We start from the raw sequence: 14497 nt of genomic DNA on the forward strand, positions 1-14497 counted from the left end.
GGAGAAGTGGGCACGTATCTGATCACCGGGGCGACCGGCGGCATCGGTCTGGCGACCGCGGAGCTGCTGCGCGAGCACGGCCACGACCTGGTGCTGACGGCGCGGTCCCCGGAGCGGCTGATGAAGCTCGCCGGGCAGTTCGCCGCCGCTCCCTACGGGCAGACGCAGGGGTGGGCGCTCCCGCAGTCCTCAAAGCCCGCGGGGCAGGCCGTCCGGACCGTCGTCCTGGACCTGGCCGAGCCGCGCCGGATCGAGGCGGCCCTTGCCGTCGCCGACCTTCCGGGCAGGCTCGACGGAGTCGTGCACTCCGCCGGGGTCTGCGATCTCGGCACGGTCGCCGACCTGGACGCCGACACCTGGATCGACCAGCTCATGGTGAACCTCGTGGCCGCCGCCGAACTCACCCGGCTGCTGCTGCCGTCGCTGCGGGCGGCCCGCGGGCACGTCGTCTTCGTCAACTCCGGCGCGGGGCTGCGCGCGAACCCGAACTGGGCGGCCTACGCGGCCAGCAAGCACGGTCTGAAGGCGCTCGCCGACTCCCTGCGCGCGGAGGAGTCCGCGCTGCGCGTCACCTCGGTCTACCCGGGCCGAACCGCCAGCGAGATGCAGCGGAAGGTGCGCGCGCAGGAGTCGGGCGCGTACGACGCCTCGAACTACATCCAGCCCGCGACGGTCGCGCGCGCGATCGTCGGCACGCTGGAGACTCCGCCGGACGCCGTCGTCACCGACCTGTCCCTGCGCCCGAACGCCTGACCCGTCGCGCCCGTCAGGCACGGTCGCGGCGGCGCAGCAGGAACGCGGCGATCAGGCCTCCGACGAGTCCGAAGAGGTGGCCCTGCCAGGAGATGCGCGGGCCGCTGGGGAAGACTCCGTAGATGATGCCGCCGTACAGGACGACCACCGCGACGGCGACCAGCAGGTCGAAGATGTGCCGTTCGAAGACGCCCCGGCCCAGCAGGTAGCCGAAGTAGCCGAAGACCAGGATGCTGGCGCCGAGCGTCTCGGAGTTCGGCGGCCCGGTGAACCACACGCCGAGGCCGCCGACGATGATGACGATGAGGCTCGTCATCAGGAACTTGCTCATTCCGCGCAGCGCCGCGAGGAAGCCGAGGGCCGCGAACGGGATCGTGTTGGCGATCAGGTGGTCGAAACTGCCGTGCAGGAAGGGCGCGGTGAAGATCTGGGGGAGATCTCCGGTGTGGCGGGCGCGGATCCCGTACTGGTCGAGCTGGTTGCCCATGAGCTGGTCGGCGAGCTCCAGCAGCCACATTCCGGCGAGGACGGTGAGCACGAGGGCGGCGGCGGCGAGCGCGCGGGTCGCCTGGGTGCCGAGTTCACCGGCAGCACGCCTGCCGAACGCCCTACCTTTTTCACCCATCGGGGGCTATATCCTTATCCGTCGTCTCGAATCGACAACGTCCGGCCTACCCGATTAGTCCCTAGGGCTACCGTCGGAGATACCGCCGCTCTTCAGGCGTCGTGCCGCCCCAGATCCCCGCGGGCTCCCCCGCGCGCAGGGCCCAGTCGAGGCACTCCGCTGCCACGGCGCAGCGGTAGCAGATGCGCTTGGCCTCGGAAACCTGCTCACGGGCAGGGCCGAGCTCGGTGATCGGATAGAAGAGTTCAGGGTCGGAGCCCGCGCACTCGGACAGGTCGGTCCAGTGGTCGTCGGCTTCCTTGCGCACCGCCAGCGGGTTGGCCGGGTCGCGGTACATGGTGGTCTTCAAGGTCCACGCCTCCTCGCGTGTATCACTACGTGATACCACCCAATGTAGTACTACAACTCGTAGTACTACAAGCGGACGTTACGGCAAGGCCACGTGAAAGCAACACAAGCGTGTCCCGATACCCTGCGTCCCATGACAGGGACCCGCAAGCCGCCGGTTTTCCGCGACGCCACCCACGCGGACCTGGAGAAGATCGTCAAACTGCTGGCCGACGACGTCTTGGGCTCCACCCGCGAGTCCCCGGAAGTCAACGAGCACTACGAGGCGGCCTTCGCGGCCATCGAAGCCGACCCGAACAACCGGCTCATCGTCGCCGACCTCGACGGAGACGTCGTGGGCACACTCCAACTCACCTACATTCCGGGCCTCACCTACATGGGCAGCTCCCGCGCCCAGATCGAGGGCGTGCGCGTCGCCGGCGACCTGCGGGGCCACGGCGTCGGGCACGCGATGCTCTCCTACGCCATCGAGGAAGCGCGTTCCCTCGGCTGCCGCGTGGTGCAGCTCACCAGCGACAGGCAGCGCCCGGACGCGATCCGCTTCTACCAGAAGGTCGGCTTCCGCCCCTCCCACATGGGCCTGCGGTACCTGCTCGCCGATCACGACTGACCCTCCCCCCGTAGAAACACCTCCCGAATAGGATTCGGTTTCATGGTGCAGCTCGTCGTGCAAGAACTCGGATCCGTCAGCTTCGTCGAGACCCCCTCCCCGGACCCCGGACCCGGCCAGGTCCGCGTGGACGTCGGCGCGGCGGGCATCAACTACGTCGACGGGCTCCTCATCCAGGGCAAGTACCAGATCAAGCCCCCGCTCCCGTTCACCCCCGGAAGCGAGATCGCCGGAACCATCAGCGCGGTGGGCGAAGGCGTCGAAGACCTCGCCATCGGCGACCGGATCCTGGCGATGTGCGGCTTCGGCGGGTTCGCCTCGCAGATCGTCATCCCCGCGAACGTCGCCGTCCAGATGCCCGAGAAGCTCGACTTCGCGCGCGCCGCGACCTTCACCCAGTCCTACTGCACCGCGCTCTTCGCGCTGCGTGAGCGCGTCGGCCTGCGGCCCGGCGAAACCGTCCTCGCGCTCGGCGCGGGCAGCGGGGTCGGACTCGCCGCCGTCCAGGTCGCCGTCGCGCTCGGCGCGCGCGTCCTCGCCGCGGCCTCCAGCCCCGAAAAGCGCGACCTCTCCCTCGCCGCGGGCGCCGAAGCCGTCGTCGACTCCGCCTCCCCCGAAGCCGTCAAGGCCGCCGCCCGCGACTTCGCCGAAGGCGGCGTGGACGTCGTGTTCGACCCCGTGGGCGGCGACCTCGCCCCCGCCACACTGCGCGCCCTGCGCGACTTCGGCCGCTACACGGTCATCGGGTTCACCGCCGGCATCCCCTCGGTGCCGCTCAACCAGGTGCTGCTGCGCAACCGGAACGTCGTCGGCGTCGACTGGGGATTCTGGGCGTTGAACAACCCCGTCGCGCAGCGCGAGCTGCTGGAGGACGCGCTGGCGATGGTCGCCGACGGGCGGCTGGACCCCGTGGCCCCGCAGGAGCGGCCCCTCACCGGGATCGAGGGCGCGCTCGCCGACCTCGCCGCCCGCCGCGTCGCCGGCAAGATCGCACTGATCCCCTGAGGCGCTAGCGGAACCCGGCCCGGAACGCGACGCAGACCGGGACCCAGGCGGCGACGTCGAACACCGCCGGATCCCACGCGTCGGGCAGGACCTCGTGACGCCAGACGTAGGCCAGCGCCCGCCTTCCGTCGGTGAGGTCGATGGTCTCGACGGTGTAGTCGTCGTCCTCGTAGGCGTGCAGGATCTCCAGCTCCGTCTCCGACAGTCCCTCGACCACGAGGCCTTCGGCGATGCCCTCACCGGTGACCATCCCGGGATAGGCGACTCCCGGAAGGGCGGCGACCCGCCAGCCGTCCGCGCTCGCCGGGGACAGCCGGGGCACCCTTCCGAGGAGCGCTTCGAGGATCTCCGGGAAACGCAGGGTGCCGTACACGAAGAGATCGGGCATGAGCCCCAAAATAGCCGGTGGAGAGGAAAGCTCATGATCAGGAAGTTCCGGCTCGACGACGAGCACGCGGTCTACGACATCTGCCTGCGCACATCGTCGGACCCAGACGGCTACGACGATCCCCGACTCGTCGGCCATGTCTACGCGGGGCCGTATCTGCGGTTCTCGCCCCAGTTCGCCTCCGTGGTCGACGAGGGGACGGTGCTCGGCTACATCGTCGGGACGCCCGACACCCGCGAGTTCGAGGAGCGGTGCCGCCAGGAGTGGTGGCCGATGCTCCAGAAGCGCTACCCCGACGACCCGGCCGACCCGAAGACGCCCGACGAGCGAATGATCCGGACCATCCACCACTTCCTCCCCGCGCCCGAGGAGATCGTCCGCGACCACCCGTCCCACCTGCACATCAACCTGCTGGACGGCACCCGGGGCAAGGGGTACGGGCGGGCGCTGATCGAGCGGCTGACCGACGAACTCGTGGAGGCGGGGTCGACCGGCCTCCACTTCGGGGTCGATCCGGCCAACACCAACGCGCTCGCCTTCTACGAGGCGGTCGGATTCGCCGAACTTCGCCGGGACGTCCACACGGTGTGGATGGGCCGCCGCTTCTGACCAGAACCGAGCAGATTCCGGCCGCTCTGCCCCGTCCGGGAGGCTTGCTCCGGGGCGTCCCTGGCTAGATTCCCGGTATGACTGCGGTGCTTCTGGACATCGACGGCGTCCTGGCCGTCTCGTGGCAGCCGATCCCGGGTGCCGTCGAGGCCGTCGCGAAGCTGCGTGAAGACGGACACGACCTGCTCCTGCTCACCAACACCACGTCCCGCACGAAGGCCCAGATCACCGGGGCCCTCGTCGCGGCCGGGTTCCCGATCGGCCCGGACGACGTCATGACGGCGACCACCGCGACCGCGGCCCACCTCGCCGAACGGCATCCGGACGCCCGGGTCTTCCTGCTCAACGGCGGCGACGTCACCGCCGACCTCCCCGGCGTCCGACTCGTCGACGAGGACCCGGACGTCGTCGTGGTCGGCGGCGCCGGACCCGACTTCGACTACCCGACCGTGAACCGGGTCTTCGGATTCCTCAACGAAGGGGCCCACCTCGTCGCCATGGCCCGCAACCTGTCTTGGCGGACCGCCGACGGGCTCAGTCTCGACGCGGGCGCCTACCTCCTCGGCTGGGAGGCCGCGGCCGGCGTCCGGGCCGACGTCGTGGGCAAGCCCTCGCCTACGTTCTTCCACGCCGCGCTGTCCCGCCTCGGCGCCGAGACCGGCGTCATGGTCGGCGACGACCTCGAAGCCGACGTCCTCGGCGCCCAGCGCGCGGGACTCACCGGGGTCCAGGTACGCACCGGGAAGTTCCGGGAAAAAGATCTCGCGGCGGCCCCCGTGCCGCCCGATCACCTCATCGACTCCGTGGCCGACCTGCCCGATCTCCTCGATTCCCTCGGCAGATCCTGATCGGCCGCCTTCGTTCCGCAATCACTTCCCCAGTCATTTCCGACGCTCCGCGGGACGTCCTTTCCTTAGCCGAATCCACCGCGACCGGCTATACGCGAGATGCGTTTCGGCCCACCGGAAAGTCGGAAAGCGCCTACCATCCTCGCCCCGGATGCCCGACGCCCCCGCGACCCGCCGGGCACGCCGCCCAGAACAGGGAGAACGCCACCGCATGGCCGCTGACCTGCTCTATCGTGCCTGGCGACCTCTTCCTGCCGCGATGTACACCCTCATCGTGTCGCCCGGCATACTTCGCGCCCCAGCCGATATCCACCCCGCCGCCACGACACTCCCACCGCAATGCGAAAACGCCGAGCTGCGCGGCGACACCGGTTTGGGCATTAACCGATGACGGGCGCGGCCGATGGGTCCGTCGCTATGCTGCGAGACAGCCGACGACCGTTCACATGCCCCGACCGGGCCCCGATTCGGTCTTTCTCTCATTGATCTCAGGGAAGGGAGACAACCAATGCGGCAACAGTGCGGTGCAACTCCGAAAGACGACAGCGACGTACATTCACCAGGAAAACACCCGCCTTCACCCGCCGACCGGAACACCCCCGCTCACGGTGCGCCGTCGAGACGGCGCACCGGCTCGGCGGGAGCCCGCCCATGACGGCCGAGACCGCCGAGACCTGGACACCGGCGGGCTGGTGCCTCCTGTTCTCCTGCGACGTGATCTCCTACGGCGACGCGCGGCGGACCGACGAGGTCCAGAAGTTCCTGCGCGACAACATGTACCGGGCGCTCGAAGCGAGCTTCTCCCACGCCCGCATCCCCTTCGGGGACATCTACCTGGAGGACCGCGGCGACGGCGTCATCGCCGCGGTCCCCGCCGACCACGACCCGGCCCTGCTCGTCACCACCGTGTTCGACGGGCTGAAGGCGCACGTCAAGAGGGGCAACCGGCTGGCGAGCGAGATCGCGCAGATGCGCCTGCGCGCCGCCGTCCACCTCGGCGTCGCCCGGCACGACGGCCGCGGCCTCGTCGGCACCGACGTCAACCACCTCTGCCGGCTCCTGGACGCCCCGTCGTTCAAGGAACTCGTGGGCCGCACGCCCTCGCCGGTCTGCCTCATCACCAGCGAGCGCTTCTACGACGACGTCATCCGCAAGGACGTCGGCGTCATAGACGTGGAGGAGTACCACCACCTCCACGTCTCCCTCAAGGAGACCGACTGCCCCGCCTGGGTCCGCCTTCCCTGAGCCCGTCTTCCCTGACCGCCCGTGTTCTCCGACCACCGCCCGGCGCGGTTTCCCGGCCCCTTCCCCCCGGGAGACCGCGCCGCGAGGCCGCCCGCCCAGACGATCCCCGCACCAAGGTCGGAAACGGGCCGGTGCCGACGTGGGTTGTCCATGACCTTCGGCATGGGTTCGGCCCAGCAGGTTGACGAGATCATTGCCGTCCCATGGGCGGAGATCTAATCCATTCCGGTAATCCGCTGCAAAGCCGTGCACTCCCGGTTATCGTTTGGTTCCGCTACGGAGTTGTTCGGCTACGGTAAGCGAGCCAAGGGGGCGGGATGGCGGCGGCGACGATACGGCCCGGCGTGGAGCGGATGGGCGGTGAGTGCGCGCTCATCGCCGGGGATCAGAAGTTCCGGCTGCTCAGAGCCAGATTCCAACGACTGGTGATCAGATTCGCAGGCGTCTTCCTCGGGTGGTACCTCCTCTACATAGGCCTCTCGGCGTTCGCGCGCGGCTTCATGGCGCGGGACATCATCGGAAACGTGAACGTCGCCCTCCTCTTGGGCATCCTCCAGTTCGCCTCCACCTTCGGCCTGGCCTGGTACTACTCGGCCTACGCCCGCCGCATGCTGGACCCCCTCGCCGCCCAACTGCGCGCCGAGTCCGACCACCGGATCCACACGGCCTCCTGGCGCCCCACCACCCCAGGGCCCAAGCACCCCACCGACCCCGACCCCACAGCCGACGCGGAGGCCGAGCCCACCACGGCCGACCACTCCACCACCAGCACGGCCGAGGCCCCCTCACCAAGCCCAACCCCCCGTGCCTCCGCGGGAGAACTCGACACACTCACGCGACACCCCACCCCAGGCCCGGCCGCAACCGCCGCCGGCGCCACCGGCCCGAGCACGCCCCGGCACCCCCGCACCGACCGCGGCGCCCCCACCGCTCCGCCTGCGGCGCCCCCGCAGCCCCCCGCCGACCGCAGCTCGGCGGCACGGCGGGCGAACACATCGCACCAACCTTCCACCGATCGCCGCGTCGCCGGTCGCCCATCTGCGGCACCGCCCCAGCAGTCCCCCACCGACCACGGCATCCCCGGCGGCCCGGTAGAGCCGAAGCCACAAGCCCCCACCCCCGCCACGCAGCCAGGACCGCCGCCCCCCTCCGACCACCGCACCACCACAGGTCCGCTCGCCAAACCACCCCAGCACCTCACCCCACGCGACACCCCCGCAAACCAGGCGGACACGGCCCGCCAACTCCCACCCGACCACCGCACCACCACAGACCCACTCACCGCTCCACCCCAGCACCTCACCCCACGCGACACCCCCGCAAACCCGGCAGACGCGAACCGGCAACTCCCGCCCGACCACCGCACCACCACGGGTCGGATCGCAGCACCACCACAGCACGCCGCCGCCGATCCGGCAGGGGCGGGACCTCACCCTTCCCTCGGCCTGGCGGAAGCGAAGCCACAGCCGCGGCCGCCGTCCGACCGCAGTGCCACCGCGAGTCCGCTCGCGGCGCCGCGACAGCACCTTGCCGGACGCGGCGCCGCCGCCGGTCCCGGAGAGGCGAAGCCGCAGCCGCCGTCCGACCACCGCACCGCCACAGGTCGGTTCGCGGGGCCGGCGCAGCACCTTGCCGGGCGTGGCGCCGCCGCCGGTCCGGGACAGGCGTCGGAGCAGCCTTCCGCGGGGCCGGGAGCGGCGGGGCCGCAGGGCTCCGCTGGGCGCGGTGACGCTGGAGCGCCGTCGTCGCGGTCCGTCGACCGCCGTGTCGCGGGCGGGCGGGGCGGCGGGGCGTCGCAGCCTTCCACCGACAGGCGGGTCGCGGGGCGCGGCGTCACCACCGGAGGTGCCTCGTGATCGCCGCGGACGGCAGGATGCTGACCCTCGGACTCTTCGTCGCGTTCATCCTGATCACCCTCGGGATCACCTTCTGGGCGCGGGCCACGACCCGCGGGACCGACGACTTCTACGCAGGCGGACGCGCCTTCTCCGGGATGCAGAACGGCATCGCCCTGGCCGGTGACTACATGTCGGCGGCCTCGTTCCTCGGCATCGCGGGCCTCATCGCGCTCTCCGGGTACGACGGCTTCCTGTACTCGATCGGCTTCCTCGTCGCGTGGCTGCTCAGCCTCCTGCTGGTCGAGCTGATGCGCAACGCGGGCCGCTTCACCATGGCCGACGTGCTGTCCTACCGGGTAAAGCGGCAGCCCCGGGTACGCACCGCCGCCGCGATCTCGACGGTCGTCGTCTCGGTGTTCTACCTCCTGGCGCAGATGGTCGGCGCGGGCGCGCTCGTCTCCCTGCTGCTCGGCATCCGGCCCGGCGAGGAGTTCGCGGGCGTCTCCGCCGACGCCGCCCAGGTGCTGACGATCATCGTCGTCGGTGCCGTGATGGTCTTCTACGTCATGTTCGGCGGGATGAAGGCCACCACCTGGGTGCAGATCATCAAGGCGGTCCTGCTGATCGCCGGCACCGTCGTGCTGACGGTCCTGGTGCTCAGCAGGTTCGGGTTCAACCCGAGCACGATGCTCGGTTCGGCCGCCGAATCCAGCGCCCGCCCCGAGGACTTCCTGGAGCCCGGCGGCCGCTACGGCCAGGACGTCGAAGGCGACATCCTGCGCTCGGTCCTCAACAAGCTGGACTTCCTCAGCCTCGCGCTCGCCCTCGTCCTCGGCACCGCGGGCCTCCCGCACATCGTCGGCAGGTTCTTCACCGTCCCCGACGCGCAGGCCGCCCGCCGCTCGGTGAACTGGGCGATCTTCCTGGTCGGCGGTTTCTACCTGATGACGCTCGCGCTCGGATTCGGCGCCGCCGCGATCGTCGGGCACGAGGCGATCACCGAGCAGGACCCGGCGGGCAACACCGCGGCCCTCCAGCTCGCGCACGCGCTCGGCACCCACTTCGGCGGGCAACTCGGCGGCGACATCCTCCTCGCCTTCATCGGCGCGGTCGCGTTCGCCACCATCCTCGCGGTCGTGTCCGGCCTGGTGCTCGCCTCCTCCACCTCGCTCGCGCACGACTTCTTCGGCCAGGTCCTGATGTTCGGACGGCCGAGGGAGTCCCAGGAGGTAGCGGTGGCGCGGGTCTCGGCGTTCTTCATCGGAACCCTGGCGATCCTCCTGGCGATCATCGCGCGCAACCTCAACGTGGCGTTCCTCGTCGCCCTCGCCTTCGCCATGGCCGCCTCGGCGAACCTCCCCGCCATCGTGCTGTCGCTGTTCTGGCGGCGTTTCACCTCGGCGGGCGCCGTCGCCGGCATCTACGGCGGCCTCGGCGGCTCTCTCGTACTCGTCGCCTTCTCCCCCGTGGTCTCGGGCAAGGTCGACCCCGTGACCGGGCAGAGCCTTTCGCTGCTGCCCACCGGCATCGACTTCGCCGTCTTCCCGCTGGAGAACCCCGGCCTGGTCTCCATCCCGTTCGGCTTCCTCTGCGCGATCCTCGGCTCCCTGTTCGGCTCCGAGCGCGCGGAGCCCACCGCCTACGAAGAACTGTCCGTCCGCTCCCTGACCGGTGTCGGCTCCCACCAGCCGCCGGACCGTGCTCCCAAACACCAGCGCACCCCCTGACCGACCCCGAACCCCGCGCCGCGATGCGCCCGACCCGTGTGCCCGACGTCCTGAGACGCCGGGCACACGCGTTTTCCGGGACCGCGCATCCGGCCTGATGAGCACAGATTACGCTGCGCGACAAGACCTCACCGAGAATGTTTTCGATCTGTGGATAACCTCGCGCACCGCCATCTAGCGTGGGGCGGATGTCAGCGATGTGGACGGACGGGCCCGGTGTGCTGCGGCTGCCGTCAGGCCTGACGATCCGCGGCCGGGGCCTGCGCCGGCCGGCCCCGGAGGGCGGGCAGCGACCCGATTTCGGCGTCTACCTGCTCGGCCGCGCGCCCCGGAACGCCTGGGAGACCCGCTGGGTGCGGTGCCCCGACTTCCGGAACCCCTCAGATCCCGCGGACGCCCGCGCCGCTTTCCGCCTCGCCTACGAGCGCGCCGCCGACCGTCGCGTCGAGGTCGGCTGCGGCGGCGGTGTGGGGCGGACGGGCCTCGCGCTCGCCTGCCTGGCGGTCCTCGACGGGGTTCTCCCTGAGGAGGCCGTCGCCTACGTCCGCGCGCGCTATCACCCGCGTGCCGTGGAGACCCCCTGGCAGCGGCGCTTCGTCCGCCGCTTCACCTGAGCGGACGAGCCTCATCCCGCTGTCGAAGAGCTTCAGGCACGACAGCAGGAGCCGGGGGTCCTTGTAGGTGCGCATGCACTCCTCATCGGCCGTCAGGTACCGGCGTTTCTTCTTCTTCGGCTTCCGCACGGGCTGCGCGGGCCGTGTCTGCTCATGCGTCGCGCGCGGGGCCGGTGCGGGCTCGGCCGGCGCCGAAGCCCTCGGCCGCGGGAAGGAGGGCGGCTTCGGCCGGTCGCCTTCGCGTACGGGAGGCCGCTTGGGCAGTGCCACCGGAGGGTCGCCCGGATCGACGGAGTCGTCGGGGAACGCATCGATGATGATCGGCCCGCCCGGCGGTTCCGCGGGTGCGTCGACCAGTGTGGGCAGCACCGGATTGGGCCGGGAGGGCTCCGTCGGCGTGTAGTCGACGACCACGGGAGGCCCCTGCTCCGTCCGGTCCGCCGAGGGCCGGGCAGAGGCGGCCCGCGTGGCGGCAGGAGTGGGCGGCGGGTCGAGGACGAAGGTCCAGAAGAGCACGGCGCTGCCGGAAAGAAGAGCCGTCGAGGCGGCCACCCGCAAGGCGAGATCCGCTCTCCGGCGGATGTTGGCGCGGTGGGCGAGTTCGTCGCGGCACCAGCTCGGGAGTTCGGGGACGGGGTCCGGGGCCAGGTCCGGGGCGATGCCCATCGCGGTATAGACGTCCATGCGCGCGACCCAATCAACGGCCGCGGCGACCCGCGCCCCACTTGGAACGACGATTACCGGGTGCGCGCACTCCCACGGGCTAGCGTGCGCGGATGGGCACGTTCAGGGAGTCGGAGAGGCTCGTCAACTTCACCGACGCGGTCGTCGCCATCGCGCTCACGCTCCTGGTCCTCCCCCTGGTCGACGCGGTCGGCGAGGGCGCGGGCGAGGAGAGCGACGCGCGCGGGTTCCTCATGTCCAATCAGCGGGCGATCTTCGGATTCCTGCTGAGCTTCGCCGTCATCTCCCGGCTGTGGATGGTCCACCACCGGCTGTTCCAGCACGTCCGCGCCTATGACGGACGCCTGATGGGGGCGAACCTCGCCTGGGTGCTCACGATCGTGATCCTCCCGTTCCCGACCGAGATGACCAGCACGTACGACACCGACGACAGGTTCACTGCGGGCGTCTACATCGGCACGATCCTCGCGGCGAGCGCCTGCCAAACGATCATGGCAGCCGTCATCCGGGGCACGCCGGAACTCCAGCGTCCGAGCCTGCCGCTCACTCGGGACGAGTTCCTCGGCGCCGCCACGGCGACCTGCCTTCTGGCCCTCGCCCTCCTGGTCTGCTCGCTCGTCCCGAACGTCACGTACTACGCCCTGCTCCTGCTCTTCCTGTCCCCGCTCGTCATGCGCTTCCTCTCCCGCGGCGAGGACCCCGCGCGGACGGCCTGACGCGCCGCGGCCTTGACGATGTTCTGGGGCATCCTGCCGAAGATGGCCCCGTGGAACGGCGTCAGGACCTTCCAGTACAGGTGGCCGAGGAGGCCGCGGGGATGGAAGACCGCTCGCTGGCGCAGCACGGTACGACCGTGCACCTCGTGGACGCTCAACTCCAGCCAGGCGAGGCCGGGGAGCATCATCTCCGCGCGCAGCCTGAGCAGCGTGCCGGGGACCACTTCCTCCACCCGCCAGAAGTCGAGCGCGTCCCCCACCCGGAGCTTCTTCGGATCGCGCCTGCCGCGCCGCAGCCCCACTCCGCCGACCATTCGGTCGAGGAATCCCCGCAGCCTCCAGGCGACGGGGAGCGAGTACCACCCGTTGTCGCCGCCGATGCCTTCTATGACGGCCCAGACGGCGTCCCCGGGCGCGTCCGTGACGGCGACGCGCTCGTCCACGTAAAGGCTGCCGCCGGCCCAGTCGGGGTCGCTCGGCAGCGGGTCGCTGGGCCGTCCCGGGGTCGAGGCCGACGACCACCTGGTGACCACGGACGCCTCGCGGATCCGGCGCAGGGCGAGCTCCACGGACCGGTCGAACCCGATCAGGCCCTCCGGCGGGTCCGGGACCAGTGCTCGGATCGCGTGGTCCTGGCACACCACCTCGGTCCGCAGCCCTTCCACCAGCGGACGGGCGATGGCCCTGGGGACGGGTGTCACCAGCCCCACCCAATGGCTCGACAAGGAGGGCGACAGTACGGGCACCGGAAGGATGAGCCGTTTGGGCAGTCCGGCTATCGCGGCGTACCGCTGCATCATCTCCTGGTAGGTGAGGACGTCCGGTCCGCCGATGTCGAAGGAGCCTCGCACGATCCCGGGGATGGACGCGCACGCGGTGAGGTAGCGCAGGACGTCCCGCACGGCGATCGGCTGGATCCTGGTGTGCACCCACTTGGGCGTCACCATGACGGGGAGCCGCTCCGTCAGGTAGCGCAGCATCTCGAAGGACGCCGAACCCGAGCCGATGATCGTCGCGGCGCGCAGGACGATCGCGGGGCATTCCCCGGCGAGCAGGATCTCGCCGACCTCGTTGCGTGAGCGGAGGTGCGGGGAGACCTCCCGGCCGGTGCCGAGTCCGCCCAGGTAGATGATCCGGGTAACGCCGGCCCGTGCGGCGGCGGCCGTGAACGTCCAGGCCGCGTCGCGGTCGCGTTCGGCGAAGTCACGGCCCGCGCCCATGGCGTGCACGAGGTAGTAGGCGACCTCCATGCCGTCGAGGGCGGCCCCTATCTCGGCCGGGTTGAGGACGTCGGCCTTGACGCACTCGACATCGCCCGCCCAGGGCTGCCCGCGCAGGTTCCCCGGCCGACGGGCCGCGCACCTCACGGTGTGGCCGGCCGCGAGCAGTTCGGGCACCAGCCGACCACCGATGTAGCCGGATGCCCCCGTGACCAGGACCCGCATGCCCCTCACCCCTCCATACTCGGAGTACCAGGACATCAACTCTAAGTCACGGTACTTCACCCGATCCCGGGCGGGACCCCGGTGCCGCCTCAAGGGCGGCACCGGGAGTCCTCAGCGGTCGGAGGTCGTCAGAACGGCCAGGGCGAGGGCGAGGACCACGAGTCCGGCCCAGGAGAGGGGCGGGAGGTACTCCCCCAAGACGACGACGCCGAGGAGGGCCGCGACGGCGGGCTCGGAAAGAGTGAGGACCGTGGCCGTCTGCGCCGAAGTGTGCCGAAGGCCGATCCCGAAGAGCCGGTAGGCGAGGAAGCTGGTGAAGAACGCCAGGTAGACGGTGACGGAGGCACCCTCCCCTGTGGCGATCCAGCCGGGTCCGGTGGCGAGGACCAGCGGCAGGACCAGCAGGGCGGCGCCGCCGAACATGGCCCCCATGACGGGGCTCGACGCCTCGCCCTCGGCGATGAGGCGCCCCGCGACGAGTGAGTAGGCCGCATAGGAGGCCCCGGCCAGGAGCGCGAGGACGACCCCGACGAGGTCCACCTGCGCTCCGGAGGCGTCGAGCGCGGGCCCGAGGACCAGTGCGCCGCATCCGGCGACGGCGACGCCGGTCGCCCACATCCAGCGGGACGACGGGCGGCCCTGCCCGAGGCACCAGCCGAAGAGGCCGGCGAACACCGGCGCGCTGCCGAGCGCGATGACCGTGGCGACGGCGACGCCCGTCATCGAGACGGCCGGGTAGAACGTCACCGGGTACCCCGCGACGGTCACCGCGCCCAGGAGCAGCAGGGCCTTTCGCGCGGGGGTCCCGCCGACCGCCAGCCGCAGCGAACCGCGCGTGGTGGCGAAGAGCAGAAGGCCGCCGAGCACCAGCGCGGCAGAGCCGACCGCCGCGGCGTTCGCCCCCGCGGGGGCGAAGGACGCCGCCGTGCCCGTGGTCCCCCACAGCACTCCCGCGGCGAGGATGGGCAGCGGACCCGAGACCAGACGGGCCGCCGGGGCAGGGGAGGAAAGGGGAAGGGAATTCTGGTTCTGCATGAAAGGC

Annotated in this window: 16 protein-coding genes; 11 read left to right on the forward strand and 5 right to left on the reverse strand. The window is 70.9% G+C overall.

The window, feature by feature from the left end:
• The first annotated feature begins 6 nt into the window (after window positions 1-6).
• Window positions 7-753: an SDR family oxidoreductase gene (locus ACYVOM_RS09570; protein WP_460302892.1), complete on the forward strand. Its 747-nt coding sequence runs from the start codon at window positions 7-9 to the stop codon at window positions 751-753.
• Between the two features lie 13 nt (window positions 754-766).
• On the opposite strand, the gene ACYVOM_RS09575 is transcribed toward ACYVOM_RS09570, so the two are convergent.
• Together ACYVOM_RS09575 and ACYVOM_RS09580 are read right to left on the reverse strand one after the other, a co-directional pair.
• Window positions 767-1378, reverse strand: a complete 612-nt coding sequence (locus tag ACYVOM_RS09575) for a rhomboid family intramembrane serine protease (RefSeq protein ID WP_460302893.1) — start codon at window positions 1376-1378, stop codon at window positions 767-769.
• Window positions 1379-1445: 67 nt separating this feature from the next.
• Window positions 1446-1715, reverse strand: a complete 270-nt coding sequence (locus tag ACYVOM_RS09580) for a WhiB family transcriptional regulator (protein WP_460303004.1) — start codon at window positions 1713-1715, stop codon at window positions 1446-1448.
• 144 nt (window positions 1716-1859) lie between these two features.
• Between ACYVOM_RS09580 and ACYVOM_RS09585 the strand changes: the two genes are divergently transcribed.
• On the forward strand, window positions 1860-2336 hold the full coding sequence (locus ACYVOM_RS09585; protein WP_460302894.1) for a GNAT family N-acetyltransferase: 477 nt from the start codon (window positions 1860-1862) through the stop codon (window positions 2334-2336).
• Between the two features lie 42 nt (window positions 2337-2378).
• On the forward strand, window positions 2379-3341 hold the full coding sequence (locus ACYVOM_RS09590) for an NADPH:quinone oxidoreductase family protein (RefSeq protein ID WP_460302895.1): 963 nt from the start codon (window positions 2379-2381) through the stop codon (window positions 3339-3341).
• A 4-nt stretch (window positions 3342-3345) separates the two neighbouring features.
• Here ACYVOM_RS09590 and ACYVOM_RS09595 read toward each other — a convergent pair whose 3' ends face one another.
• Window positions 3346-3729, reverse strand: coding sequence for a gamma-glutamylcyclotransferase family protein (locus tag ACYVOM_RS09595; RefSeq protein WP_460302896.1), 384 nt, complete (start codon window positions 3727-3729; stop codon window positions 3346-3348).
• Between the two features lie 33 nt (window positions 3730-3762).
• Between ACYVOM_RS09595 and ACYVOM_RS09600 the strand changes: the two genes are divergently transcribed.
• From ACYVOM_RS09600 to ACYVOM_RS09635, 8 genes are all read left to right on the forward strand, one after another.
• On the forward strand, window positions 3763-4338 hold the full coding sequence (locus tag ACYVOM_RS09600; protein WP_460302897.1) for a GNAT family N-acetyltransferase: 576 nt from the start codon (window positions 3763-3765) through the stop codon (window positions 4336-4338).
• 77 nt (window positions 4339-4415) lie between these two features.
• Window positions 4416-5186 carry an HAD-IIA family hydrolase gene (locus ACYVOM_RS09605; protein ID WP_460302898.1) on the forward strand — a complete coding sequence of 257 codons (771 nt, stop codon included), beginning with the start codon at window positions 4416-4418 and terminating at the stop codon, window positions 5184-5186.
• Between the two features lie 211 nt (window positions 5187-5397).
• A complete protein-coding gene (locus ACYVOM_RS09610; RefSeq protein WP_460302899.1) occupies window positions 5398-5577 on the forward strand; it encodes a hypothetical protein in 180 nt (59 codons plus the stop codon).
• Between the two features lie 260 nt (window positions 5578-5837).
• Window positions 5838-6431, forward strand: a complete 594-nt coding sequence (locus ACYVOM_RS09615) for a hypothetical protein (protein ID WP_460302900.1) — start codon at window positions 5838-5840, stop codon at window positions 6429-6431.
• Between the two features lie 353 nt (window positions 6432-6784).
• Window positions 6785-8287 carry a DUF485 domain-containing protein gene (locus ACYVOM_RS09620; protein WP_460303005.1) on the forward strand — a complete coding sequence of 501 codons (1503 nt, stop codon included), beginning with the start codon at window positions 6785-6787 and terminating at the stop codon, window positions 8285-8287.
• A 17-nt stretch (window positions 8288-8304) separates the two neighbouring features.
• The gene (locus tag ACYVOM_RS09625) at window positions 8305-9996 is read left to right on the forward strand and encodes a solute symporter family protein (RefSeq protein ID WP_460303006.1); all 1692 of its coding nucleotides are present in this window, start codon (window positions 8305-8307) and stop codon (window positions 9994-9996) included.
• Window positions 9997-10184: 188 nt separating this feature from the next.
• Window positions 10185-10610 (forward strand): protein phosphatase, encoded by a 426-nt coding sequence (locus ACYVOM_RS09630; RefSeq protein ID WP_460302901.1) that lies wholly within the window; start codon window positions 10185-10187, stop codon window positions 10608-10610.
• Window positions 10611-11386: 776 nt separating this feature from the next.
• Window positions 11387-12010, forward strand: a complete 624-nt coding sequence (locus ACYVOM_RS09635; RefSeq protein WP_460302902.1) for a TMEM175 family protein — start codon at window positions 11387-11389, stop codon at window positions 12008-12010.
• Here ACYVOM_RS09635 and ACYVOM_RS09640 read toward each other — a convergent pair.
• Both ACYVOM_RS09640 and ACYVOM_RS09645 read right to left on the reverse strand, forming a co-directional pair.
• On the reverse strand, window positions 11929-13455 hold the full coding sequence (locus ACYVOM_RS09640) for an SDR family oxidoreductase (protein ID WP_460302903.1): 1527 nt from the start codon (window positions 13453-13455) through the stop codon (window positions 11929-11931). The genes ACYVOM_RS09635 and ACYVOM_RS09640 overlap by 82 nt on opposite strands.
• Window positions 13456-13566: 111 nt before the next feature.
• Window positions 13567-14490, reverse strand: coding sequence for an EamA family transporter (locus ACYVOM_RS09645; protein ID WP_460302904.1), 924 nt, complete (start codon window positions 14488-14490; stop codon window positions 13567-13569).
• Between the last annotated feature and the right edge of the window lie 7 nt (window positions 14491-14497).

It is taken from the genome of Actinocorallia aurea (genome assembly GCF_054783995.1).